Below are 23,902 nucleotides of genomic sequence, written 5' to 3' on the forward strand. Positions count from 1 at the left end.
AGTCATTCTCCCTTTCTTGAAATGCGGCACATTTCGCGCAGCATTCCGTCGATTGTATAGACGTCCGGCATATATGATGGAATTCCGTAGTCCGACAGCGCCTTCTTTGTCAAAGGCCCGATCGTAATAAAAGCCGTCCGGTTCTTTTCGGCCCACGCTAAGCTCTCCTCTTTCAGAATGGACATGAATGTATGTACCGTCGAAGAACTGGTAAACGTCACAAAATCAAAAGACGCGTGCTTTGCTGCTTCCTTCAGGTCCAGAATTCCCCTTTCATCACGCACGGTTTCATACAAAATCCATTCCGAAACTTGAATTCCGAGAGGAGAGAGGGTTTTCTTGATGACGTCCCGGGATAAATTCCCTTTTAAAACGACCACTTTGTCATGACGTCCGGCATTTTGCTTAAGTGCCTCCGCCAAATGTTCAGCCACGTATAACTCCGGCATCAGATCGACAGAAAGACCCCTGTCGCGCAAATACCGGGCTGTTTTTTCACCGACTGCAGCAACCTTCGCCTCGGACGCGAGAGGAGCACTGGCCCCGGCGTCCTTTAAATAAGAAAAAAAGAATTTTGCCCCGTTCACGCTTGTAAAAACAAGCCAGTCCGCGCTTTCAAGATCCGCTTGAAAGCGCTGGGCCGCCTCTGGCGGAAGGGCGGGCCGAAACGAAATCAATGACGTTAAAACAGCTTCTCCGCCCAAAGCCTCCACCTTTTCCCTAAAGGATTGGGCTTGCGCTTTATTGCGGGTGACGAGCACTTTCTTTCCCTGTAGAGGAAGATCATGCTTCATGATCTTCCAGCTCCTGTTTCACCCGGTCAATCAGTGCCTTCGCTCCTTTTTCCGACATGACCGCCGCGCATTCTCTGCCGACAGCCCCCGGATCTTTTCCTTTTACGGTTTCTCTGTATACGGTTTTTCCGTCAGGCGATGCCACCAGACCGGTCAGTTCGATGACGCCGTCTTCGTCCATCTTTGCAAATCCTGCGATCGGCACTTGGCAGCCGCCTTCCATCGCATGAAGAAAAGCGCGCTCAGCCGTGACGGTCAGCTGTGTGTAGCGGTCGTTCAGGCGCGAAAAGAGAGACAGCAGCTCCTCATCAGAGCCTCTGCACTCGATCGCCAAAGCGCCTTGCCCAACGGCGGGAAGGCAGCTTTCCGGATCAAGAAATTCAGTGACGACATCGTCCTTCCACCCCATTCTTGACAGGCCGGCCGCAGCTAAAATAATCGCGTCGTAATCTTCGGTTTCAAGTTTTTTCAGCCTTGTATCGATATTTCCCCTGATCCACTTGATCTCAAGGTCGGGGCGCATTTGCAAAAGCTGTGCGCTTCTTCTGAGGCTGCTCGTTCCGACAACTGCGCCTTGTTTCAAGTCAGCCAGCTTTTGACGGCCTTTTGAAATGAGAACGTCCCTGGGGTCTTCCCGTTTTGGAATGCAGCCGACCATCAGCCCTTCAGGAAGCGCCGACGGCATGTCCTTCATGCTGTGAACGGCCATGTCAATCTCCCCGGAAAGCATCGCCTGTTCGATTTCTTTGACGAACAGGCCTTTCCCGCCGACCTTTGACAGCGTAACATCCAAAATCCGGTCGCCTTTTGTAACGATTTCTTTTATTTCAAACGTGAAATCCGGATTTAATTCCTCCAGCTTTTTGATCACCCATTTTGTCTGGGTCATCGCCAATTTGCTTCTTCTTGAGCCTACAATGATGTTTCTCATGTTTTCTTCCTCCCAATCCGTCACGGGCAACCGTTTTAACTAACTAAACCAATGAAACTGCGAAAAGCTGCCGAGCAAAAAGAAATTGATTAAAAGAACAAGAAAAGACGCGGCATTCCACATGGCCGCGATCCTTCCCTGCAGCTCTTTGACAATCCTGATAAATAAATAGTATCCGTATAAAAAAAGCAGCACGATCGATCCAAGCACTTTCGGATCCGCCCAGTACAGGGTTTCAAGCGATACATACGACCAGATAATCCCCAGAATCAGGCTCAGCAGAAGCATGGGAACGCCGATGAGATTGAGGACATACGCCATATGATCAAGTTTTGACAAATCTTCTATTCTCAAAAGCCATTTCCCCCACTTTTTCTTTTTCAATAAGCGGTACTGAAAAAGATACAGCACGGAAAAGACAAAGGACAATGAAAATGCCCCGTACGAAAGAATCGCCATCGTAATGTGGATGATCAAAAGCTCGGACACGAGCCTGCCCGAAAGCTCCGCCGACTGCTGGGCCGTCGGAGTAAACGTGTGGATCGCCGCCATTGAAAAGCCGATGAGATTGGTGAAAAAAACGAGAAAATCCACCTTCAAGAGTTTCGTCAAAACGAGAGACAGCGTCACGAGCACCCACGCGTAAAAATAAAGCCCCTGCGCATTATTCAAAACAGGAAACTGATCTGTGTACTGCATGAAATAAAAAAGGTAAACCGTCTGGAGAATCCAGACAATAGAAAGCAACCAGAAGGCCGCTTTTCCCGCCTTCCGGTTGTGCTGTAAAAAGTCTATAAAATAAAAGAGAACGGTGAACGCGTACAACACGATTGTAACTTCGTTAAGCCTTGCTAACAATGTGTCTGTCATGTCTGTCACTCGCTCGCGATAGAAGTCAAACCCTGCGGATTTTGCCGCTTAAACGCATGAACCGGCTGACGTTCGTCCTGCTTCTCCCCGTCGGGAAAAGCCGCTTCTTCAATATCAAAAATCTGCGTGAACAGTGCAAGCTTTTCTTCGGCATCAGCTTCTGACGCAAACTCCTTCACTTTTAAAATCGGGTCGCGCAAAAGCTGGTTGATAATGCTTTTCGTATGCTTGTTTAAAAGTTTTTTCTCCCTTGTGCTCAAATGAGGGAGCTTCCGTTCGATGCTCTGCATCGTTTCCGCCTGGATCGTCAAGGCTTTTTCCCTGAGAGCCGAGATGACCGGCACGACGCCGAGCGTATTCAGCCATTGTTTAAAAGAAACGATCTCAGCTTCAATAATCAGCTCCACCTCTTCGGCAACGGCCTGGCGTTCCTTCAAATTTTCTTCGACGATCCCTTCAAGATCGTCAATATCGTACAGGAAGACGCCTTCCACTTCGCTGAGAGCCGGGTCAAGATCCCGCGGCACGGCAATGTCCACCATAAAAAGCGGACAGCCTTTGCGAAGCTTATTGACATGTTCGATCATCTCTTTTGTGACGACATAGCCGCTGGCGCCGGTCGAACTGATGAGAATATCGGCTTCCATCAAAGCGCATTGCAGCTCATTCAAGCTTTTCGCCGCGCCTGAAAAACGGCCGGCAAGCTCCTTCGCTTTTGAAAATGTTCTGTTGATCACCGTAACCTGTCCGATTCCGTGGCCGTGCAGGTTTTGAACCGCAAGCTCACCCATTTTGCCCGCCCCGAGAATCAGCACGTGTTTATCGGAAAGGTCGCCGAAGATTTTCCTGGCAAGCTCGACGGCGGCATAGCTGACGGATACAGCATTTGAAGCAATGTCCGTTTCGGCATGGCAGCGCTTTGCGACCGTGACCGCCTGCTTAAACAAATAGTTGAAAACGGTACCAATTGTCTTCTCTTCCTGAGCCAGCTTAAAACTTGTACGCACTTGGCCCAAAATCTGCGTTTCTCCAATAACCATCGAATCCAATCCGCACGATACGCGGAACAGGTGTTCAACGGCCCCGTCGTTTTCATAAAACTTCAAGTAAGGCGAAACGTCCTCTTTGCTTAATCCGAACCAGTTCGCCAAAAACATTTTCATATAATAACGTCCGGTGTGCAGCTGATCAACGACTGCATACAGCTCTGTCCGGTTGCATGTCGACACGATGATGTTCTCAAGTATGCTTTTTTCTTCTTTCAATTGCGACATCGCCTGCCCCAGCTCATCCGGCTGAAAGGTTAACTTTTCACGTATATCAACAGGGGCTGATTTGTAATCCAATCCCACGACAAGTATATGCATAACTCTTGCTTGCACCCCCAACATCTATCTAAATTAGAATGATTATAATATAGAATTTATTATTCAAAACGATTATAACATATATTCACTATTTTCTCTTCCCAAAATGTGAACAGATTTTAAAAAATTGATGTGATATAGTAGAAAATGTGTTTCTATTTCTTTCACTACATCAAGAAGGTGATACTTTGAAAAAGAAATCTGTTTTGCTTCCATTGCTGTTGATAGCCGTTGCTGTCTACGCCTTTTTGCGGTCGGGCCGGATCAGCCTGTTTGACGGCCAGGAAGAATGGTCTGTACTTGCAGGTCTCGTCGGACTGGCTCTTTTTTATCAGGGACAGAAGGAAGCCGATTCCGCCCATTCCTTTGCAGGGCTCTTAATGACAGCGATCGGCGTTTATTTCACATTTAAAGAGGACTATTTCAGCCGCGCGGATGATTTTGCGGTCATCGTGCTGATCTTCGGTGCGGCGCTGCTTGTCAAATCGTTTAAGACAAAAGAATATCAATATGAAAGTCTGCTGATGATCGCGGTCGCCCTCTATCTTTACTTTTTCCGGCAAATTGCCGCCTGGCTGAAGTCGGTGAATATCGAGACGGCATATGTAGAAGCTTATTGGCCGGCCGCTTTTATCGCGGTTAGTCTGCTCTTATTATTCTTAAAAAGAAAATAGTTTATTCAAGAAAAAGCACTTGCATCAATCCCGCAAGTGCTTTTTCTTTATCTCGCGATCATTTGCTCGATCGCCGACCATGCTTCTTGTTTACCCTTTTTCGTTTCGGAGGAAAACAATATGAGCCGGTCTTCTTTTTCTATATTAAGCGTCTCTTTGACGACTTTGGCATGCTTTTCCCATTTGCCTTTAGGGATTTTATCCGCTTTTGTCGCAATCACGATCACAGGAATTTCATAATGCTTTAAAAAGTCGTACATCATCACATCATCCTGTGAAGGAGCATGCCTGAGGTCGACGATTTGAACGACCGCTTTCAGTTCTTCGCGGGATGTCAAATACGTCTCTATCATACGGCCCCAAGCCTCGCGCTCCGTTTTGGAGACTTTTGCAAATCCGTAGCCGGGCACATCGACAAAGTGAAGGACATCGTTAATGATATAAAAGTTTAATGTCTGTGTTTTGCCCGGTTTTGAAGATGTCCTCGCTAAGTTTTTACGGTTGATCATTGTATTGATGAATGACGATTTTCCGACATTAGATCTCCCTGCAAGGGCGATTTCCGGCAGTCCCCCTTCAGGGTACTGCTCGGGTTTCACCGCACTGATGACAATCTCTGATTTCGTTACTTTCATTTCTCTTCTCCTACTAGCGCATGCTTTAGAACTTCGTCCAGGTGAGCGACGGGAATGAAGGTCAAGCCTTCCCGCACGCTGTTTGGAATGTCCTCAATGTCTTTTTCATTATCTTTCGGCATAATGACAGTCTTTAAGCCGGCACGGTGTGCGCCGAGCGCCTTTTCCTTCAAGCCGCCGATCGGAAGAACGCGGCCTCTTAACGTGATTTCGCCGGTCATGCCGACATTTCGCGAAACAGGTCGGCCCGTCAGCGCCGAGACAAGAGCCGTCGCCATTGTGATCCCCGCGGATGGGCCGTCCTTCGGAACGGCTCCTTCCGGCACGTGAATGTGAATATCGTGTTTTTCGTGAAAATCAGGGCTGATGTTCAACTCTTCCGCCTTTGAACGGACATAGCTGAATGCGGCCTGCGCCGACTCTCTCATGACATCGCCGAGCTTTCCGGTCAAAATGAGCTTGCCTTTCCCGGGGGAAAGAGACACTTCGATGGACAGCGTATCACCGCCGACCGTCGTGTAGGCAAGACCTGTGACAACGCCGATCTGATCGTCGAGCTCAGCCTGTCCGTACCTGAACATTCTTTTTCCTAAATAGTCTTCAAGGTTTTTGTCTGTGACCGTAATTCTTTTTCTTTCCCCTGATACGATCAGCTTCGCCGCTTTTCTGCATATCGCTGCGATTTGGCGTTCAAGATTTCTGACGCCGGCTTCCCTCGTATAATAGCGAATGACGGCCAGGACAGCCTGCTCCCGTATTTGCAGATTGGATTTTTTCAAACCGTGTTCTTTCAGCTGTTTTGGAAGCAGATGGTCTTTGACGATTTCGACCTTTTCCACTTCCGTATAGCCGGCGATCGTGATGATCTCCATGCGGTCTCTGAGCGGGCCGGGGATTGTGGCCAGGTTGTTCGCGGTTGCGATAAACAAAACCTTTGATAAGTCAAATGTCTCTTCAATATAATGGTCGCTGAACGTATGGTTTTGTTCAGGATCGAGCACTTCCAGCATCGCTGAAGCGGGATCTCCCCTGAAATCCGACGCCATTTTGTCAATCTCGTCCAAAAGGAATACGGGATTGTTCTTGCCTGCTTTTTTCATCCCCTGAATGATGCGGCCCGGCATGGCGCCTACATATGTGCGGCGGTGACCGCGGATTTCAGATTCATCCCTCACGCCGCCAAGGGAAATGCGGACGAATTTGCGTCCGAGCGATTTGGCGATCGATTTCGCCAGAGAGGTTTTTCCAACACCCGGAGGGCCGGCCAAGCATAAGATCGGTCCTTTTAACGAGCGGGTCAGCTTCTGGACAGCCAAATATTCGAGAACCCGCTCCTTCACTTTTTCAAGGCCGTGGTGTTCTTCATCGAGAATTTGACTGGCGAGCTTTAAATCCAGCCTGTCTTCTGTTGCATCGTTCCATGGGAGAGAAATAAGCCATTCGATATAATTGCGGATGACAGAGCTTTCAGCTGAGCTGGACGGAATTTTTTCGTACCGGTTCAGCTCTTTAAGCGCGGTTTCTTTCACATTGTCAGGCATTCCTGCCTGTTCGATTTTTTCGGTCAGCTTTTGGACCTCGCCCGTTTTTCCTTCTTTATCGCCAAGTTCTTTTTGGATGGCTTTCATCTGCTCGCGCAGGTAATACTCCTTTTGTGTTCTTTCCATTGAACGCTTGACGCGCTGCCCGATCTTCTTTTCAATCTCAAGGACTTCTTTTTCATTGTGAATCAGGTCGATTACTTTGTTCAATCTGGCTTTGACATCGATCGTTTCCAGCACTTCCTGCTTGTCTTTCAGCTTGAGCGGGAGGTGGGAGGCGACAATATCGGCCATTCTTCCCGGCTCTTCAATATCTGTCACAGCGGCAAATGTTTCCGCCGATATTTTTTTCGAAATCTTTATGTATTGATCGAAGTGGTCAAGCAATGTGCGCATGAGTGCTTCATCTTCAACATCTTTTTCAGTCTCTTCATCGATTCGCTCGATTTTTACAGACGTATATTCATCTAAGTCATGGTACTCAAGAATGCGGGCGCGCTGCAACCCCTCCACCAAAACGCGGATTGTTCCGTTCGGCAGCTTGAGCATCTGCTTGATTTTCGTATAGGTTCCGAATGTAAAAATCTCGTCTTCATCCGGTTCGTCTATGGATATGTCCTTTTGCGTTGCCAAAAAGATCATATGGTCATTCATCATCGCCTGTTCAAGTGCCTGAACCGACTTTTCACGCCCGACGTCAAGGTGCAAAACCATCGTCGGATAGACGAGTAAACCTCTTAAAGGGAGGAGCGGGATGTTTCGTTTCGTTTCATCTGCCATTTTGACTGACACCTCCGTAACTTTAGTATGAACCATTATAATATACTTTTTTTATTCCTGTACAATTGTAAGCCCGGCGAAATAAAAAGGGTCTCCTGTAGTATACCCTTTCTTTCAGTTCTGAAAAAGGAAAAGATGTCCTCCGCTAAGAAAACATGCCGGCTCCCGGCTTCGGAGAAACCGCCCCGAAAAAAATCCCCATCTGAAACGATGGGGATTTAAACGGATTCTCTTTTCATTTGAACGCCGTCGGGCATTTCTGAAGGAGGGTTGACCAATACGAGGTCGAGTACTTCCTGCAAGGTTTTGACGGGAACGATATGTATGCCTTCTATCCGCTTTAAAATCGACTGAACATTTTCGTGCGGAATAATGACTGTTTTTGCCCCCGCATGCTTGGCCGCTTTGATTTTCGGAATCACGCCGCCGATCGGCTTTACCCGGCCGTTCAGGCTGATTTCACCCGTCATGGCGACAGTATGGTCTATCGGAATCTTATGAATAGCGGAGAATATGCCCGCCGCCATTGCAATCCCTGCAGATGGTCCGTCAACCGGGATACCGCCGGGGAAATTCACGTGAATATCATAATCCGAAGCTTTGACTCCCATTGTCCGCAATACAGTCATGACGTTTTCGACCGATCCTTTCGCCATGCTTTTCCGGCGGATCGATTTTGACTGGTTGCCGATATTCTCTTCTTCTGCAATGCCTGTGATATTAATCGATCCTTTATCAGCCGCCTGATTGACTGTGACCTCAATTTCGAGCAGCGAACCGCTGTTAGGCCCGTGGACGGCAAGTCCGTTGACGATGCCGACCTGCGGTTTAGAGGCGATTTTTTGTTCGTATTTCGGTGTCAGCTGGCTCGAATGGATCACCCATTCGATATCTTCAACCGTCACCTCGTCGCGCTCTTCAGTCAAAGCCATTCCGGCGGCGATTTGCATCATATTGACGACTTCGCGGCCGTTTCTCGCATACCGCGTCAACAGGTCGAGTCCTTCCTCTGCGACTTTCTTTTGAATCTTATCTGCCGCTTTTTTGGCGACCGTTTTTAATTCGTGCTTTTCAAGGTCGCGGAAGAACACTTCCAAACATCTCGACCGAATGGCAGGCGGGATTTCATCAGGCATCCTTGTCGTCGCGCCGATCAGTCTGAAATCCGCCGGCAGCCCGTTTTGAAAAATGTCGTGAATATGCTTGGGGATTTGCGTGTTTTCTTCACTGTAATAGGCGCTTTCCAAAAAAACTTTCCGATCTTCGAGCACCTTCAGCATTTTATTCATTTGAATCGGATGAAGCTCTCCGATTTCATCGATGAATAATACTCCACCGTGTGCATGCGTGACGGCTCCCTGCTTTGGCTGGGGAATTCCGGCCTGCCCCATCGCTCCGGCGCCCTGATAAATCGGATCGTGGACCGAACCGATCAACGGGTCGGCGATTCCCCGCTCGTCGAAACGGGCCGTTGTCGCGTCAAGCTCGACAAAGGCGGAATGTTCCTGGAACGGTGAGCGCTTGTTCTTTTTCGCTTCTTCAAGGACAAGCCTTGCAGCTGCCGTTTTTCCCACACCTGGAGGGCCGTAAATAATGACATGCTGCGGATTCGGTCCGCAAAGGGCGGCTTTCAGCGCTTTAATGCCGTCCTCCTGGCCGACGATGTCTTTAAAAGCCGTCGGCCTCACCTTTTCCGATAAAGGTTCTGATAAATGGATTGATCTCATTTTCCGGAGCTGTTCCATCTCTTTTTTGGACTCTCTGTCTATCGTAACCTTTTGGGTTCTTTGATTTTTGAGCAAATTCCAAAAATATAATCCGATGATGATCCCGAAAAATAGTTGTACAAAAAGTGCAATGCTCGTCCAGCTCAACTGATGGTCCCTCCTGAAATGGTTTCGTATCTTTAGTATGTCAGATAGTATTTCCTGATCAGGGAGGGAATAAACGTACAGAAAGGGATTATTTTGCTTTTGAAGCCGTCACTCTGCTCCGGGATGCCGACGGTTTCCGGATGCAAAAAAAGAACCTCCTTTAGGCCAGGAGGTTCTCTGCATTATGCTGAAGTTTTTTTGTCTTTATTGACGACCGTGCCGTCTTTCATAATGAGACGCGGCGGTTCGCCGTCAGTGACGGTTTTGCCTGTGATCACGCATTTTTCAATATCCTCGCGAGACGGCAGATCAAACATCACGTCGAGCATGATTCCTTCGATAATGGAACGAAGTCCGCGTGCTCCTGTTTTACGTTCAATTGCTTTTTTAGCGATTTCTGTGAGCGCTTCGTCTTCAAACACAAGCTCCACATCATCCAATTCAAGCATTTTTCTATATTGTTTAACAAGCGCGTTTTTCGGTTTTGTTAAAATTTCAACCAGCGCTTTTTCATCCAGCGGCTCAAGGCTTGCGATGATCGGGAGACGGCCGATGAATTCAGGGATCAGCCCGAAGCGAAGCAAGTCTTCCGGAAGCACTTTGGAAAGAAGCGCTTCTTTTTCAAGGTCTTCATGCTTGTTGTCAGAGCCGAAGCCGATGACCTTCTGGCCGAGACGGCGCTTGATGATCTGCTCGATTCCGTCAAAAGCTCCGCCGCAAATGAACAGGATGTTGGTTGTGTCAATTTGGATGAACTCTTGATGAGGATGCTTTCTTCCGCCTTGTGGAGGAACGCTGGCAACCGTACCTTCAAGAATTTTAAGCAATGCCTGCTGAACGCCTTCGCCTGATACATCGCGTGTAATCGAAGGGTTCTCGGACTTTCTGGCCACTTTATCGATTTCATCGATGTAGATAATGCCTTTTTCCGCTTTTTCAACATCGTAGTCAGCTGCCTGGATCAGCTTAAGCAAAATGTTCTCCACATCTTCACCGACATAGCCTGCTTCAGTAAGCGACGTGGCATCCGCAATGGCGAACGGCACATTCAGGATGCGGGCAAGCGTTTGAGCAAGAAGCGTTTTTCCGCTTCCAGTCGGTCCGATCATGGAAATGTTACTTTTTGACAGCTCGACGTCGTCGACTTTGCTGTTCGAATTGATCCGCTTGTAATGATTGTAGACGGCCACGGCAAGGGATTTTTTTGCCTGGTCCTGGCCGATGACGTATTCATCAAGAATCTCGCGGATTTCCTTTGGCTTCGGAACATCTTTGAACTCCACTTCTTCTTCAGAGCCGAGTTCCTCTTCTACAATTTCAGTGCAAAGTTCGATGCACTCGTCACATATATATACGCCTGGTCCGGCGACAAGCTTGCGTACCTGATCTTGTGTTTTACCGCAAAACGAGCATTTCAATTGTCCTTTTTCCTCGTTGAATTTAAACATTCTTTCACCCCTTATATCCTTGTCATTCCTGTTTCTTCGTTAAAAGAAACATCGCTTGAAAACATTCGTTCCATTATGTATTGCATTTTACCACACTTTCCAAAAAGGCGATAACGTTGTGTTTGCCGTCCGGCATATTCAATATGTATGTTGATCAAAACGACATTATCTATCCTTTCCCAAAGAAAAGATGATAAGTCAAAATTGTATAAAACAAGGCACGAAACATTCGCGCCCTGTTTTATATAAAGTATGATTATGAAACATATTAACGGTTTTCTACAAGAAAATCAATTGCTTTGCGAACTTTTAAGTCCTCTTTCATTCCGTCTGTAGAACCGATTGCTTGTTTGATGTTTTCAACAGGCATGTTGTATGCTTCAGCCATTTTAGAAAGCTCTTCTTCGACTTCTTCGTCAGTGACTTGAAGGTTTTCCGCTTTGGCGATCGCTTCCAGTGTCAGGTTGGATTTCACGCGTTTTTCAGCATCCTCTTTCATTTGCTCTTTCAGCGCGTTTTCATCCTGTCCTGAGAATTGGAAGTAAAGCTCAAGGTTCATGCCCTGCATTTGAAGACGCTGTTCGAATTCTTTCATCATGCGGTCAAGCTCTGTGTCGATCATCGCTTGAGGAATGTCAGCCTCAGCGTTTTCAGCTGCTTTCAAGACAAGCTCTTCGCGAAGTTTAGCGTCCGCTTCGTTTTCCTTTGCTTCTTCGAGACGTTTTTTCGTTTTTTCAGTCAGCTCGGCAAGCGTTTCAACTTCCTCGTCGACATCTTTTGCAAACTCGTCATCAAGCTCAGGAAGCTCCTTCGCTTTGATTTCGTGAATTTTCACTTTGAATACCGCAGGTTTGCCCGCAAGCTCTTCCGCGTGGTATTCCTCTGGGAATGTCACTTCAACGTCTTTTTCAGCACCGGCTTCAAGTCCGACAAGCTGATCTTCAAAGCCCGGGATGAAAGAGCCTGAACCGACTTCAAGGGAATAGTTTTCCGCTTTTCCGCCTTCGAATGCTTCGCCGTCTACGAATCCTTCGAAGTCAAGAACAACAGTGTCCCCTTCTTCAACTTTGCCGTCTTCTTTTACAACGAGTTCAGCCTGGCGCTCTTGGAGAGACTTAAGTTCGTTTTGAACGTCCTCATCCGTTACGGCAGTATCGTCTTTTTCAATGCCAAGGCCTTTGTATTCGCCAAGTTTCACTTCAGGCTTAACCGTTACCTTCGCAGTGAAGATCAGGTTTTCGCCTTTTTCGATTTTTTCCACATCGATTTCCGGACGGTCAACAGGCTCAATGCCTGCTTCCTCTACCGCTTTCGGATATTCGACAGGAAGCAGGATGTCCAGCGCATCCTGATAAAGCGCCTCTACGCCAAAACGCTGTTCAAACAAACCGCGCGGCACTTTCCCTTTGCGGAATCCAGGAATGGATACTTGCTTTACTACTTTTTTAAATGCATCATCAAGGGCTTTATTAAAGGTATCGGCATCTACCTCAACCGTTAAAACGCCTTCGTTTCCTTCTTGCTTTTCCCATTTTACTGACATGTGTTTCCCTCCAAAATCTATTCAGGTTGTGTCGGTTTTCCATTTTAAAACAAGCAAACGGCTACGTCCATCGCAAGCTGCCGACTGAGTGCAGCTCATGTGTTTCTGACAGCCATCATTATGTATACAAAGATAAATAATGAATCTTTAGCGGCAAACGGATCAACTTCCGTTTTTCACAAATGCAACCACTATATTATAACACAATGCCTGCTGCTTTCAACATTTACAAATAAGAAATTTCTTCTATGTCTTTGATCAGCGCGCAGGCTTCGTCAAGCTGTCTGTCATTGAATTCATAGAGAATATGAAGCTCCTCTTTATCGATGTCGATCCCGTGCATCTCATATCCGACTTTATGCAGTGCAGCAGCCCAGAGCTCGCGGTTTGAGTATTTCGGCTGAAACGGATAGAGGACGTAAATATGCCTTCTCCACAGCTCTTCGACCGCCTGGTACAGCGTGGGATTTTCATTCCCCAGCGTATCATCGAGCACGCTCAGAACATGCTTTAATATCGGCATGTCATCAGGCTTGACCGTCTCTGTCGGATTAATTGTCATCGAATCGCCAAATTTTGCGACAAGCGTCGGCTTTTCATGGTCTGACTCGGCTAAAAGCTGAAGAATCATCGTTTTTACGACAGGATGTGCGCTCGGATTTTGCAGAATCGTTTTCAACAAGCCGATATAGCTTGTCAGATTGCGGTCCTTCAGCCCGTGAAGAAGCTTAACCTGCTCTTCCGTGTCATTCAAAAGCCTTTCCTGATCAACCTCCTCCGTCTCGGGAAGGTCTTCGGTGATGTCCTCAGGCCCCGGGTCTTCCGTCATCTTGCGGCTGAAATCAAGCAGTTTATAAAACTGTTCCGCGCTTTCAGGAGGAAGCTTGTTTTCTTCGAGTACAGCTTCGATCGTTTCTTTAACTTTTTCGTATTGTCTGAGCTGGATTAAAATCGTCATATAGACTTGCAAAACGGTAAAATAGTGGCCGTGGCCTTCCTTCAGCATTTTTTCGCAGATGCCTTTCGCTTCTTCAAGCTCGCCGATTTCAAGCAGGCAGATGGCCATTCCCAGATAAATATCAGATTCCTCATCATCATAGCGCTTCGCTTCAGAAAACAGCCTGAGCGCTTCATGGTAATTCTTTTCTTTGAGCGCACCCATCCCTTTGTGCACTAAACGCTCCTTTACGTTCGGGAACGGTATGATCTTCGAGTTCTTCTTGTCATGCTTCATTTCTAAGTTCCTTTCAGGCACTTATTTTTTAACAAGTGTATCAACCCGGCCCGCTAAACACAAGAAAGAACCGGCGGCAGTATGCTGCCGCCAGCAAAAAAAGCCTCCGATCTACATCGGACAGCTTTTTTATGCTTGCAGCCAAGAACTTCTCTGTTTCTCAAATTGTTCGATTTCTTCTTCAAGGAGCAATGTTAAAGAAATTTCGTCGTAACCGTTCAGCAGCATCTCTTTCCAATGCGGATCGACCTCAAAGGCAATCTGCCGCCCGGCATGATCTGTTATCGTCTGTTTTTCGAGATCGACCGTCATCGTCAAAGATTGATACTCATACTGTTCAGCAAGCTCTTTCCACGCCTCATAAGGAAGGCGGATCGGCAGCATGCCGTTTTTAAAACAGTTTTGGTGAAAGATATCGGCAAAAGACGGCGCGATAATGATTTTAAATCCGTAGTCGTCAAGCGCCCATGGCGCGTGTTCCCTTGAAGAGCCGCAGCCGAAGTTTTCGCCGGCGATTAAAATCGAAGCGCCTTTGTATTCCGGCCGGTTCAGTTCAAAATCAGGATTGGGATCGCCGTTATCCAGATAGCGCCAGTCAAAGAAAGCAAAACGGCCGTATCCCGTTCTTTCGATCCTTTTTAAAAATTGCTTCGGAATGATCTGGTCCGTGTCTACGTTGATTCTGTTTAGCACCGCCGCTATTCCGTTATGGGTCTTTAATGGCTCCATCTTGTCACTCCTCTATACAGCTGTTGTCTCTTGGTAATATTTTCTGACATCGACAAAGCGGCCGTGAATCGCGGCCATCGCAGCCATCGCCGGGCTGACGAGATGCGTTCTGGCTCCTTTGCCCTGCCTGCCTTCAAAATTGCGGTTGGAAGTCGAAGCGCAGCGCTCTCCTTCAGGGACAACATCATTGTTCATGCTCAAACACATGCTGCATCCCGATTCTCTCCATTCAAAGCCCGCTTCGATGAAAATCTTGTGAAGCCCTTCTTTTTCCGCTTGGATTTTGACGCTTTGCGAGCCGGGTACGACGATCGCTCTGACGCCGTCGGCGACTTTTTGACCTTTAATCATTTCGGCCGCCTGGCGAAGATCTGTCATACGCGAGTTGGTGCATGAACCGATAAAGACATGCTCAATTGTAATGTCCTCGATTTTTTTATATGGTTCAAGACCCATATATTCATATGCGCGCTGCGCTTCTTTTTTATCGTCTTCCTGCAAGAAAGCCTCAGGCCCCGGAATCGTTTCATCAACCGGCAGCACCATGCCAGGGTTGATGCCCCACGTCACCATCGGAGAAATGGCGCTTCCGTCCATCACGATCGTCCGGTCGTAGACCGCCCCCGGATCGGTTTTCAGGTTCTTCCATTCTTCTACAGCTTTCTCAAAATCCTCGCCTTTTGGCGCATATTTTTTTGTTTTGACATATTCAAACGTCGTCTCATCCGGTGCAATCAATCCAGCTCTTGCCCCAGCTTCGATTGACATGTTGCAAACCGTCATCCGTTCGTCCATCGACATGTCTCGGAACACTTCGCCGGTATATTCAATGACATAGCCCGCACCGAATTTAACCCCGTATTTTCCGATGATCGCCAGAATGACGTCTTTAGCCGTCACTCCTTTTTGCAGTTTGCCGTCAACGCGGATTTCCAGCGTCTTCGGTTTTTGCTGCCAAAGCGTCTGCGTTGACAAGACGTGTTCGACTTCGCTCGTTCCGATTCCGAAAGCGAGCGCGCCAAACGCTCCGTGTGTGGATGTATGGCTGTCTCCGCAAACGATCGTTTTGCCCGGGAGCGTCAATCCCAGTTCAGGCCCGATGACATGGACGATCCCCTGGTCTACGCTTGACAAGTCTGCAAGGCGGATGCCGAATTCTTCGCAATTCCGTTCGAGCGCACTGACCTGCCGTTTAGCGACATCATCTTTAATCTCAAACCGATTGACAGTCGGAATGTTGTGGTCCATCGTGGCAAACGTATTTTGAGGCCGTCTGACTTTTCTGTTCTTTTGCCTCAGGCCTTCAAAGGCCTGAGGCGACGTTACCTCATGTATCAGATGCAGATCGATATAGAGAAGGTCAGGCTTCCCTTCACCTTTTTTAATCACGTGTTGATCCCAAATTTTTTCGATGATCGTTCGAGGCATCATCTTTCTTCCTCCCTCTACCAATATCCATTTTCCTTAAACGTAAGCGGTCATGATGTTTGAAATGGCATTGTCGTCTGCCAGCGCGGCTTTTACTTCCCCTGTAATCGATTGAGTTGTGCAATGTTCCGAGCCTTTTGCCAGGTCCTTCGTCCGTTTTCCTGCCCGGAGAACTTGATCGACTGCATGTTCAACAGCTTGCGCTTCAGCTTCAAGACCGAATGACGTCCTGAGCATCATAGCCGCGGACAAGATCGCCGCAAGCGGATTGGCAATGTTCTGTCCCGCGATATCAGGAGCCGAGCCGTGCACAGGTTCGTATAAATGAAGTCCAGAGCTTGATAAGCTGGCCGACGGCAGCATGCCGAGCGATCCGGTCAGCATCGATGCTTCATCGCTTAAAATATCGCCGAACATGTTTTCTGTCACGATAATATCAAACTGTCCAGGCGCATAGATGAGCTGCATGGCTGCATTGTCGACGAGCATGTGCTCAAGCTTGACGTCAGGAAACTCTTTCGCCACTTCTTCCGCCGTCTTGCGCCATAGTTTGCTTGACTCAAGAACGTTGGCTTTATCAACGGAGGTCACTTTGCCTTTTCGACTCTGCGCCATTTGGAAGGCTTCCCTGATGACCCTTTCCATTTCCGACTTTTTATAAAACAGCGTGTCAACCGCTTCTTCCTCGCCGTTCTGATTGACGTACTGCTCGCTCGGCTTTCCAAAATACAAGCCGCCCGTCAGCTCGCGAACGATGACAAAGTCAACACCTTCGATATATTCGGTTTTTAACGGAGAAGCTCCCGCAAGGCTTTCAAATACTTTAACAGGCCGCAGATTGGCAAAAAGATCGAGCTGCTTGCGGATGGCGAGCAGCCCTTTTTCAGGCCGCAGCTCAGAAGGATTTTGATCCCATTTCGGCCCGCCTACAGCTCCGAGCAAAATGGCGTCCGCAGCTTTGCAGGCGGCGACAGTTTCCTCAGGAAGCGGCGCTCCTGCCTCATCAATTGCCGCCCCGCCGATCAGGCCGTATTCAAATTCGAATTCATGCTGATAATGTTCAGCAACGCTTTTCAGCACATCAACAGCCGCGTCCAATACTTCGGGACCAATTCCGTCACCGGGCAAAAGTGCGATTCGTTTTTTCAAATTCAACAAACTCCTTCCTTCTTACTGTTATGATCCTACAGCCGCCTGTTTTGACAATCCTTCCGTATTCGTCTTCAATACGAGATAGCGGTTCACAGCATTCAAGTAGGCTTTGGCAGATGCTTCGAGAACATCCTGGGCAACCCCGCGTCCTCCCGATTCTTTTCCATCGATCATCACCCTGACGTATACTTGCGCGAATGCATCCTGTCCCTTGCGGTTGGATTGAATCCGGTAATCAAGGAGCTGGACTTCTTTATCCATACAGCGCTTCAGCGTGTTGTACACCGCTTCAACGCTTCCCGCTCCGGTCGCCGCTTCCTGGATGACCTGATCCGTTTCCTGATCTTTAAGGGAGACTGTTGCTGTCGGAACCTGGGAGGTGCCGTAATGAACCTGCAGTGAAATAAAATCATAGCCGATTTTGCGGTCTGCCGTTTTCTCTTCGAGTATCAGCGAGATGAGATCTTCATCCGTAAATTCCTTTTTCTTTCCGGTAAGCTCTTTAAAAATGTTGAAGAATTTATTGATTTCTTCTTCTCCAAGCTGGAATCCGAGGTTTTGCAGCTTATCTTTAAATGCGTGGCGCCCTGAATGCTTTCCGAGCACAAGCGCATCCGTTTTCACGCCGACAAGTTCCGGAGAAATAATTTCATATGTTGTTTTTTCTTTTAAGAAGCCGTCCTGGTGAATGCCTGATTCGTGGGCAAAGGCATTATCGCCGACAACCGCTTTGTTCCGCGGCACGGCCATGCCGGTCAGCTTGCTCACTAAATCACTTGTCCGTTTAATCTCATTCAGCTGAATCGTTGATTCCGCCTGGTAGAAATCTTTTCGGATATGGAGGGCGACGGCGATTTCTTCAAGCGAGGCGTTCCCCGCTCTTTCGCCTATGCCGTTGATGACCGATTCGACTTGATCCGCTCCGTTTTCAATCGCAGCCAAAGAGTTGGCGACAGCCATGCCCAAGTCATCGTGGCAATGGGCTGAAAGCTGGACTTTGTCGGCATTGCGGGCATTTTCTTTAATATAGCGGAAGATATTTCCATACTCGGCAGGCGCTAAATAACCGACCGTATCCGGCAGATTGACGACATCCGCTCCCGCGGCGATCACTTCGCTTACAATCTCGGCTAAAAACGGAAGATCAGTCCGGCACGCATCTTCGGCAGACCACTGGACGATCGGGAAGCGTTCTTTGGCGTATTTCACCATTGCGACCGCCTGTTCCAGAACCTGTTCGCGCGTTTTTTTCAGCTTATATTTTAAGTGGATGTCAGAAGTGGCGATAAAAATGTGAAGCCTTGGTTCAGCTCCGTCTTTGAGCGCTTCCCACGCCGAGTCGATATCTCCTTTGACAGAGCGGGCAAGCCCTGTTACCGAACAGTTTTTAATCGTCCTTGCGATTTCTTTTACTGCATTGAAATCCCCGGGGGATGAAGCGGGAAAGCCCGCTTCCATAATGTTGACCCCGAGTTTTTCAAGCTGCTGGGCGATCGCCAGCTTCTCCTGCGTGTTTAAATTAACGCCCGGCGACTGTTCACCGTCACGGAGTGTCGTATCAAAAAAGTTAATTTTTCGCACCGGCTACCACCGCTTCCTTTTTCTTGCCCTGCTTGACAAACGGCATCATTTCGCGAAGCTTTCTGCCGACCACTTCGATTTGGTGTTCGTTTTCGCTTGCATTGATGGCGTTGAAACGCGGACGGTTGACTTGGTTTTCGACGATCCACTCTTTTGCGAATGTACCGTTTTGGATGTCTTTCAATACTTCTTTCATTGATTCTTTTACCTTCTCATCGACAACGCGCGGACCTGATACGAAGTCTCCCCACTGCGCTGTGTCGGAAATCGAATATCTCATCCCTGCCAAACCTTCTTCATACATCAAGTCGACGATGAGCTTCAGCTCGTGCAGACACTCGAAGTATGCGAGTTCAGGCTGATAGCCCGCTTCTGTCAGCGTTTCGAACCCGGCTTTGACAAGGGAAGTCAATCCTCCGCACAGCACCGCCTGTTCTCCGAAAAGATCGGTTTCAGTTTCTTCTTTAAATGTTGTTTCAAGAACACCGGCTCTTGCGCCGCCGATCGCTTTAGCATAAGCAAGGGCTTTGTCTTTCGCTTCCCCTGTCACATCCTGATAGATCGCAAACAGCGCCGGAACCCCCGCACCTTGTTCAAACGTTCTTCTGACAAGATGTCCCGGTCCTTTAGGAGCGACAAGGAATACGTCAACATCCGCCGGAGGCACGATCTGATGGAAATGAACGTTGAATCCGTGGGCGAATACAAGTGAATTGCCAGCTTGAAGTCCGTCTTTAATTTCCGCTTCATACACTTTTTGCTGCTGTTCATCCGGAAGAAGCACCATGACGATGTCGGCCTGTTCTGCCGCTTCTCTTACCGTGAAAACTTGATGGCCGTCTTCCTCTGCTTTTGCAAAGGATTTCCCTTTTCTGACGCCGACAATGACGTCCACTCCGCTTTCTTTCAGGTTCAGTGCGTGCGCATGGCCTTGTGAGCCGTATCCGATCACCGCTACTTTTTTGCCTGCTAATACGTTTTCTTTGATATCACCGTTATAATATACTTTTACCATTTCAATCTCTCCCTTTTTATGATTTATACAATAGATATTGTTTTAATAGAGGCCGGCTTTTGCTGAGTTCCCCTCGCAAAGGCCGTGGTGCCTGTTCTGGCTACCTCTTTAATCCCGTATGGTTTCAATAGTTCGATCAGGGCTTCGATCTTGCTCGATTCCCCTGTCACTTGAATCACGACGCTGTCTTTTGCGACATCGACGACAGACGCCCGAAACGGTTCGATGACGCCGTTTATTTCCGTCCTGCTCGACGGAGGGGAAACCACCCTGATTAACGCCAGCTCTCTTTGGACGATCGATTGATTCGTAATGTCCGTGACTTTCAGTACATCAATCTGCTTGTTTAATTGTTTTGTCAGCTGTTCCGTTTCTTTTTCATCTGCCACATGAACGACAAACGTGATTCTGGAAATTCCCGCGGTTTCGGTGTGGCCGACCGTAATGCTTTCAATGTTGTAATGCCGTTTTGTAAACAACCCTGTGATTCTGTTTAAGACGCCGCTTTGGTTCAAAACCGTCAGCGTGATGATTCTTTTCAAGGTTTCACCCCCACCATTTCGTGCAGCCCTTTTCCAGGCGCAACCATTGGAAATACTTTTTCAGCTTGTGCAACTTGAACATCAATGACCATCGGTTCATTCGACGTTAGCGCCGCTTCCAGCTTTTCTTCCGCTTCTTCTTCGGATGTGATTCGGACGCCTTTGATGCCGTAAGCTTCAGACAGCTTGATGAAATCAGGCTGTGATGTGAACTTGGAGTGCGAATAGCGCTCATCGTAAAAGATTTCCTGCCATTGCCGGACCATTCCGAGGCAGCGGTTGTTTAAGACCACGACCTTGATCGGAAGGTTCAGATCGTGAATAACAGACAGCTCCTGCAGCGTCATCTGGAATCCTCCGTCGCCGAGTATCGATACAACCGTCGCATCCTTATCCGCAAGCTGTGCTCCGATTGCCGCCGGAAGTCCGAAGCCCATTGTGCCGAGCCCGCCGGAAGTGACCCATCTGTCGGCTTTTTGGAACTGATAAAATTGCGCGGCCCACATTTGATGCTGTCCGACGTCTGTTGTTACAATAGCTTCGCCCTTTGTATAGCGGTGGATATATTCGATCAGCTTCTGCGGTTTGAATCCTTCTGTTTCATTTTCTTCATACCAGAGCGGATATTCGGTTTTCCATGCCGCAAGCTGCTTTTTCCACTCATCAGAAGCGCTCGGCTTGCCGTTTTGCTTGATCAGCTCCGTCAGTACAAGCTTGCTGTCGCCGACAACCGGAATGTGCGTATGAACGTTTTTGCCGATTTCAGCCGGATCGATGTCAATGTGAGCGACTTTCGCATATTTTGCAAAATGCTTCAAGTTCCCTGTGACCCGGTCATCAAACCTGGCACCGATGCTGATTAACAGATCGCTTTCATACAGAGCCATGTTGGCCGCATACGTTCCGTGCATTCCGGCCATCCCGAGGAAAAGCGGATGATCGGCCGGAAATCCTCCCAAGCCTAACAGCGTATGTGCCACCGGAATCTGCTGCTGTTCGACATAATTTTTTAATTCTTCTGACGCTTTCCCGTGCAAGACGCCCGCACCCGCTAAAATAACCGGCTTTTTCGCTGCACTGACCGCTTCCACAAGCTTTCTGATCTGCAGATAATTCGGTTCCTTCGTCGGCTGATAGCCCGGAAGGTGAATGTCGTGGTCATAGCGGAATTCTCCTTCTACAACGGCGATGTCTTTAGGAATATCGATTAAAACGGGGCCCGGTCTTCCTGTTGTTGCGATATGGAATGCTTCTTTAATAATTCTCGGCAAATCTTCGGCATTGCGTACCTGGTAGCTGTGCTTTGTAATCGGCATCGTAATTCCGATGACGTCCGCTTCTTGGAATGCGTCAGATCCGATAACCGATGTCGCAACCTGACCGGTGAATACGACGAGAGGCAATGAATCGATCATCGCGTCGGCCAGACCCGTTACAAGGTTGGTCGCTCCCGGTCCGGATGTAGCGATGACGACACCCGGTTTCCCGGAAATCCTTGCATATCCTTCGGCTGCGTGGATGGCGCCTTGTTCATGGCGCGTCAGCACATGAAACATTCCCGATCCGTAGAGTTTGTCATAAATCGGCAGGACCGCACCGCCCGGATACCCGTAGATCACTTCAACATTTTCCTGTTTTAAAGCCTCGATCAGCATTGACGCCCCTGCCATTGTTTGTGTACATTGGGCATTTTCAGCATCCAACTGTACATTCGTCCCCATTTTTCTTCCTCCTTATCAAGTGATCATCATCACTGTTCATTCACAATTGTTTTTCAAAAAATAATCAATATATATGTGCCGCAAAGCATGTATCCAATCTGCTTTTGCAGCTAAAAAAAGCCTTCCCGCCCACTGTTGACGCTGCACACCTTGCAGGCCAAAGGGGCGAAAAGGCTTTTCTTTCCGCGGTACCACCCTTGTTCGCGGCTTTTGAAAGCCGCCTTATGGATAATCGCTTATCCGGTTTAATAACGAGTGAACCTTCGTAATGTTCACCCGGCCAGCCCTACTAAACATGGAAATCGTTCAGACTGACACTCAGAGGGGAGTTCACAAGCGGAGGCCGTCACCGGTTCCCAGCAATCCCGGCTCTCTGCAGGCGGCGTTTCCGCTGCTACTTATCCTCTTCAACGTTTATCTTTATTCAGCTGACACTTAAGCTTTGATCTTTGAGGCTGACTTTTAACCCTTCACGGACGACGCGCTCGCGGAACTTTTCAAGCATCCGGTTTGTGTGGACTCCCGGTTTGCCGTCCCCGATCTTGCGGCCGTCAACTTTTACGACCGCGATGACTTCTGCAGCCGTTCCGGTTAAAAACACTTCCTCGGCTGTGTATACGTCATGGCGGGTAAACGGCTCTTCTTTCACTTCATAGCCGAGCTCTCGCGCTATTTCGATGATGGCATTCCGGGTGATTCCTTCAAGCGCTCCGATATAGCCCGGAGGCGTCAAGAGCTTTCCGTTTTTATAAATAAATACGTTATCCGCAGACCCTTCGGCGACATAGCCTTGATCATTGAGCATGAGCGCTTCCGTCACACCCGCCATATGCGCCTCGATCCGGACAAGAATATTGTTTAAGTAGTTCAGCGATTTTACTTTAGGGCTCAGCACATCGGGTCTGTTCCTTCTTGTCGGAACCGTAACAATGTCAATCCCCGTTTCATATAAATGTTTCGGGAATATTGCCAATGGTTCGACAATTATGATGACACTCGGGTTTGAACAATTGTTTGGATCGAGTCCGAGGTCACCTGCTCCTCTTGAAACGACCAAGCGGATGTAAGCGTCTTTCAGCCCGTTTTTTTCGACTGTTTTGAGTACGTGCTGTGTCAGTTCTTCCTGTGGATATGGAATCTCCAGCATGATCGATCTCGCAGAATCGTAGAGGCGGTCCATGTGCTCTTGCATTCTGAAGATGTTGCCGTCGTATACCCTGATCCCTTCAAACACGCCGTCCCCGTATAAAAATCCGTGATCATAGACTGATATTTTAGCGTCTTCTTTTTTAACGAGTTTGTCGTTTAGGAAGATCCACTGGTCTTTCTGGTCCCCCATCCCTCAAGCACACCTTTCTGTTGTAAATGAACGCTTTAAACGATTAAAAATTCATGATGCGGGAACCCGTTTTCCCGCTGTCATTCCCGGGAAAGATGAAAAGTTTTCAAGTGATTTGTTCTTTTGTTTGAACTCATATTACGCCCCTTTACATACAGTGTCAACCGTATTTTTTAAAATTATTAGACAATTTTGATTAATCAATCTATTTGTATACGCTTACATGATTGATATAAAAGGAAATGTAAAATTGAAAAACAATTTAAAATTTTTTATGTAATCTATAAAGATTACATAAAAAAACTGGCGTTTTATACAGTTTTGTTAGATTTTATCCCGACAATTTTTTATAATTTCATCCCCGCCGGTTAGATTTTTTGCCACATATATGTACAGACTCCATTTTACGATTTTTTACATAAACTGGTGTTAATCAAAAAGAAACAGGTGAATATGATGTACCGCACATTTCCTGCGCACTCTGTTCCCCGCGTGCGCCAATACCCGGGATACTTCGGCTACCCGGTTACTTATGTCTATAATCCTTCAGCACACGGGCCATATACCTATTATCCGTACGGCGGGGTGTTCACCACTCCGACGCTCGGATTCGGCATCGGCTACCCGGGAATTTCCGTTCCGGCTGTACACGCCTTTACCGGTGGATTCAGAGACAATGAATAAAGCACAAAAAAAGAGAGGGC

General features: G+C 47.9%; 20 protein-coding genes and 1 other annotated feature. Of the genes, 2 read left to right on the plus strand and 18 right to left on the minus strand.

Going from position 1 to position 23,902, the window contains the following annotated elements:
* Positions 1-2: 2 nt before the first annotated feature.
* From H7F26_RS21025 to hemA, 4 genes are read right to left on the minus strand one after another with little or no spacing between them, the layout of a single operon-like run.
* Complete coding sequence (locus tag H7F26_RS21025) at positions 3-794, minus strand: uroporphyrinogen-III synthase (RefSeq protein ID WP_003184065.1); 792 nt, start codon at positions 792-794, stop codon at positions 3-5.
* Positions 784-1,725 (minus strand): hydroxymethylbilane synthase, encoded by a 942-nt coding sequence (hemC, locus tag H7F26_RS21030; protein ID WP_003184068.1) that lies wholly within the window; start codon positions 1,723-1,725, stop codon positions 784-786. The genes H7F26_RS21025 and hemC overlap by 11 nt, the downstream gene beginning before the upstream one ends.
* 39 nt (positions 1,726-1,764) lie before the next feature.
* Positions 1,765-2,595 carry a cytochrome c biogenesis protein gene (locus H7F26_RS21035; RefSeq protein WP_003184070.1) on the minus strand — a complete coding sequence of 277 codons (831 nt, stop codon included), beginning with the start codon at positions 2,593-2,595 and terminating at the stop codon, positions 1,765-1,767.
* A 5-nt stretch (positions 2,596-2,600) separates the two neighbouring features.
* On the minus strand, positions 2,601-3,962 hold the full coding sequence (hemA, locus tag H7F26_RS21040; RefSeq protein WP_017474375.1) for a glutamyl-tRNA reductase: 1,362 nt from the start codon (positions 3,960-3,962) through the stop codon (positions 2,601-2,603).
* Between the two features lie 188 nt (positions 3,963-4,150).
* Here hemA and H7F26_RS21045 point away from each other — a divergent pair, with 188 nt between their 5' ends.
* Positions 4,151-4,636: a hypothetical protein gene (locus H7F26_RS21045; RefSeq protein ID WP_003184074.1), complete on the plus strand. Its 486-nt coding sequence runs from the start codon at positions 4,151-4,153 to the stop codon at positions 4,634-4,636.
* A 47-nt stretch (positions 4,637-4,683) separates the two neighbouring features.
* On the opposite strand, the gene yihA is transcribed toward H7F26_RS21045, so the two are convergent.
* The 14 genes from yihA to ilvE form a co-directional block, all read right to left on the minus strand.
* Entirely contained in the window at positions 4,684-5,271 is a 588-nt protein-coding gene (yihA, locus tag H7F26_RS21050) for a ribosome biogenesis GTP-binding protein YihA/YsxC (RefSeq protein WP_003184076.1), read from the minus strand.
* Complete coding sequence (gene lon, locus H7F26_RS21055) at positions 5,268-7,592, minus strand: endopeptidase La (protein ID WP_016885551.1); 2,325 nt, start codon at positions 7,590-7,592, stop codon at positions 5,268-5,270. The genes yihA and lon overlap by 4 nt, the downstream gene beginning before the upstream one ends.
* A gap of 218 nt (positions 7,593-7,810) precedes the next feature.
* A complete protein-coding gene (gene lonB / locus H7F26_RS21060) occupies positions 7,811-9,466 on the minus strand; it encodes an ATP-dependent protease LonB (RefSeq protein WP_003184080.1) in 1,656 nt (551 codons plus the stop codon).
* Positions 9,467-9,648: 182 nt separating this feature from the next.
* Positions 9,649-10,914, minus strand: coding sequence for an ATP-dependent protease ATP-binding subunit ClpX (clpX, locus tag H7F26_RS21065; RefSeq protein WP_003184083.1), 1,266 nt, complete (start codon positions 10,912-10,914; stop codon positions 9,649-9,651).
* Positions 10,915-11,182: 268 nt separating this feature from the next.
* The gene (gene tig / locus H7F26_RS21070; RefSeq protein ID WP_003184085.1) at positions 11,183-12,457 is read right to left on the minus strand and encodes a trigger factor; all 1,275 of its coding nucleotides are present in this window, start codon (positions 12,455-12,457) and stop codon (positions 11,183-11,185) included.
* Positions 12,458-12,683: 226 nt separating this feature from the next.
* A complete protein-coding gene (gene ddcA, locus H7F26_RS21075; RefSeq protein WP_003184086.1) occupies positions 12,684-13,691 on the minus strand; it encodes a DNA damage checkpoint antagonist DdcA in 1,008 nt (335 codons plus the stop codon).
* A 129-nt stretch (positions 13,692-13,820) separates the two neighbouring features.
* The gene (gene leuD / locus H7F26_RS21080; RefSeq protein ID WP_003184088.1) at positions 13,821-14,420 is read right to left on the minus strand and encodes a 3-isopropylmalate dehydratase small subunit; all 600 of its coding nucleotides are present in this window, start codon (positions 14,418-14,420) and stop codon (positions 13,821-13,823) included.
* A gap of 12 nt (positions 14,421-14,432) precedes the next feature.
* Positions 14,433-15,851, minus strand: coding sequence for a 3-isopropylmalate dehydratase large subunit (gene leuC, locus H7F26_RS21085; protein WP_003184089.1), 1,419 nt, complete (start codon positions 15,849-15,851; stop codon positions 14,433-14,435).
* Between the two features lie 33 nt (positions 15,852-15,884).
* Entirely contained in the window at positions 15,885-16,997 is a 1,113-nt protein-coding gene (gene leuB, locus H7F26_RS21090) for a 3-isopropylmalate dehydrogenase (protein WP_003184091.1), read from the minus strand.
* A 27-nt stretch (positions 16,998-17,024) separates the two neighbouring features.
* Positions 17,025-18,581 (minus strand): 2-isopropylmalate synthase, encoded by a 1,557-nt coding sequence (locus H7F26_RS21095; protein ID WP_003184093.1) that lies wholly within the window; start codon positions 18,579-18,581, stop codon positions 17,025-17,027.
* On the minus strand, positions 18,568-19,596 hold the full coding sequence (gene ilvC, locus H7F26_RS21100) for a ketol-acid reductoisomerase (protein ID WP_003184095.1): 1,029 nt from the start codon (positions 19,594-19,596) through the stop codon (positions 18,568-18,570). The genes H7F26_RS21095 and ilvC overlap by 14 nt, the downstream gene beginning before the upstream one ends.
* A gap of 23 nt (positions 19,597-19,619) precedes the next feature.
* A complete protein-coding gene (gene ilvN, locus H7F26_RS21105; protein ID WP_003184097.1) occupies positions 19,620-20,138 on the minus strand; it encodes an acetolactate synthase small subunit in 519 nt (172 codons plus the stop codon).
* Entirely contained in the window at positions 20,135-21,859 is a 1,725-nt protein-coding gene (ilvB, locus tag H7F26_RS21110; RefSeq protein WP_003184100.1) for an acetolactate synthase large subunit, read from the minus strand. The genes ilvN and ilvB overlap by 4 nt, the downstream gene beginning before the upstream one ends.
* A 158-nt stretch (positions 21,860-22,017) precedes the next feature.
* Positions 22,018-22,279 (minus strand) — a binding site (T-box leader).
* 4 nt (positions 22,280-22,283) lie between these two features.
* A complete protein-coding gene (gene ilvE, locus H7F26_RS21115; protein ID WP_003184102.1) occupies positions 22,284-23,198 on the minus strand; it encodes a branched-chain-amino-acid transaminase in 915 nt (304 codons plus the stop codon).
* A gap of 453 nt (positions 23,199-23,651) precedes the next feature.
* Between ilvE and H7F26_RS21120 the strand changes: the two genes are divergently transcribed.
* Positions 23,652-23,882, plus strand: coding sequence for a hypothetical protein (locus H7F26_RS21120; RefSeq protein WP_225853000.1), 231 nt, complete (start codon positions 23,652-23,654; stop codon positions 23,880-23,882).
* The last annotated feature ends 20 nt before the right edge of the window (positions 23,883-23,902 follow it).

The organism is Bacillus sp. PAMC28748 (assembly GCF_014250415.1).
In the GTDB taxonomy this organism is placed as follows: Bacteria; Bacillota; Bacilli; order Bacillales; family Bacillaceae; genus Bacillus; species Bacillus licheniformis.

Bases quoted from the DNA above. Each gene is read 5' to 3' on its own strand.
- ilvB (WP_003184100.1), bottom strand. From the start codon at position 21,859: ATGGGGACGAATGTACAGTTGGATGCTGAAAATGCCCAATGTACACAA.
- hemA (WP_017474375.1), bottom strand. From the start codon at position 3,962: ATGCATATACTTGTCGTGGGATTGGATTACAAATCAGCCCCTGTTGAT.
- H7F26_RS21025 (WP_003184065.1), bottom strand. From the start codon at position 794: ATGAAGCATGATCTTCCTCTACAGGGAAAGAAAGTGCTCGTCACCCGC.
- leuC (WP_003184089.1), bottom strand. From the start codon at position 15,851: ATGATGCCTCGAACGATCATCGAAAAAATTTGGGATCAACACGTGATT.
- hemC (WP_003184068.1), bottom strand. From the start codon at position 1,725: ATGAGAAACATCATTGTAGGCTCAAGAAGAAGCAAATTGGCGATGACC.
- ilvC (WP_003184095.1), bottom strand. From the start codon at position 19,596: ATGGTAAAAGTATATTATAACGGTGATATCAAAGAAAACGTATTAGCA.
- clpX (WP_003184083.1), bottom strand. From the start codon at position 10,914: ATGTTTAAATTCAACGAGGAAAAAGGACAATTGAAATGCTCGTTTTGC.
- yihA (WP_003184076.1), bottom strand. From the start codon at position 5,271: ATGAAAGTAACGAAATCAGAGATTGTCATCAGTGCGGTGAAACCCGAG.
- tig (WP_003184085.1), bottom strand. From the start codon at position 12,457: ATGTCAGTAAAATGGGAAAAGCAAGAAGGAAACGAAGGCGTTTTAACG.
- ilvE (WP_003184102.1), bottom strand. From the start codon at position 23,198: ATGGGGGACCAGAAAGACCAGTGGATCTTCCTAAACGACAAACTCGTT.
- lon (WP_016885551.1), bottom strand. From the start codon at position 7,592: ATGGCAGATGAAACGAAACGAAACATCCCGCTCCTCCCTTTAAGAGGT.
- H7F26_RS21035 (WP_003184070.1), bottom strand. From the start codon at position 2,595: ATGACAGACACATTGTTAGCAAGGCTTAACGAAGTTACAATCGTGTTG.
- ddcA (WP_003184086.1), bottom strand. From the start codon at position 13,691: ATGAAGCATGACAAGAAGAACTCGAAGATCATACCGTTCCCGAACGTA.
- leuD (WP_003184088.1), bottom strand. From the start codon at position 14,420: ATGGAGCCATTAAAGACCCATAACGGAATAGCGGCGGTGCTAAACAGA.
- H7F26_RS21120 (WP_225853000.1), top strand. From the start codon at position 23,652: ATGATGTACCGCACATTTCCTGCGCACTCTGTTCCCCGCGTGCGCCAA.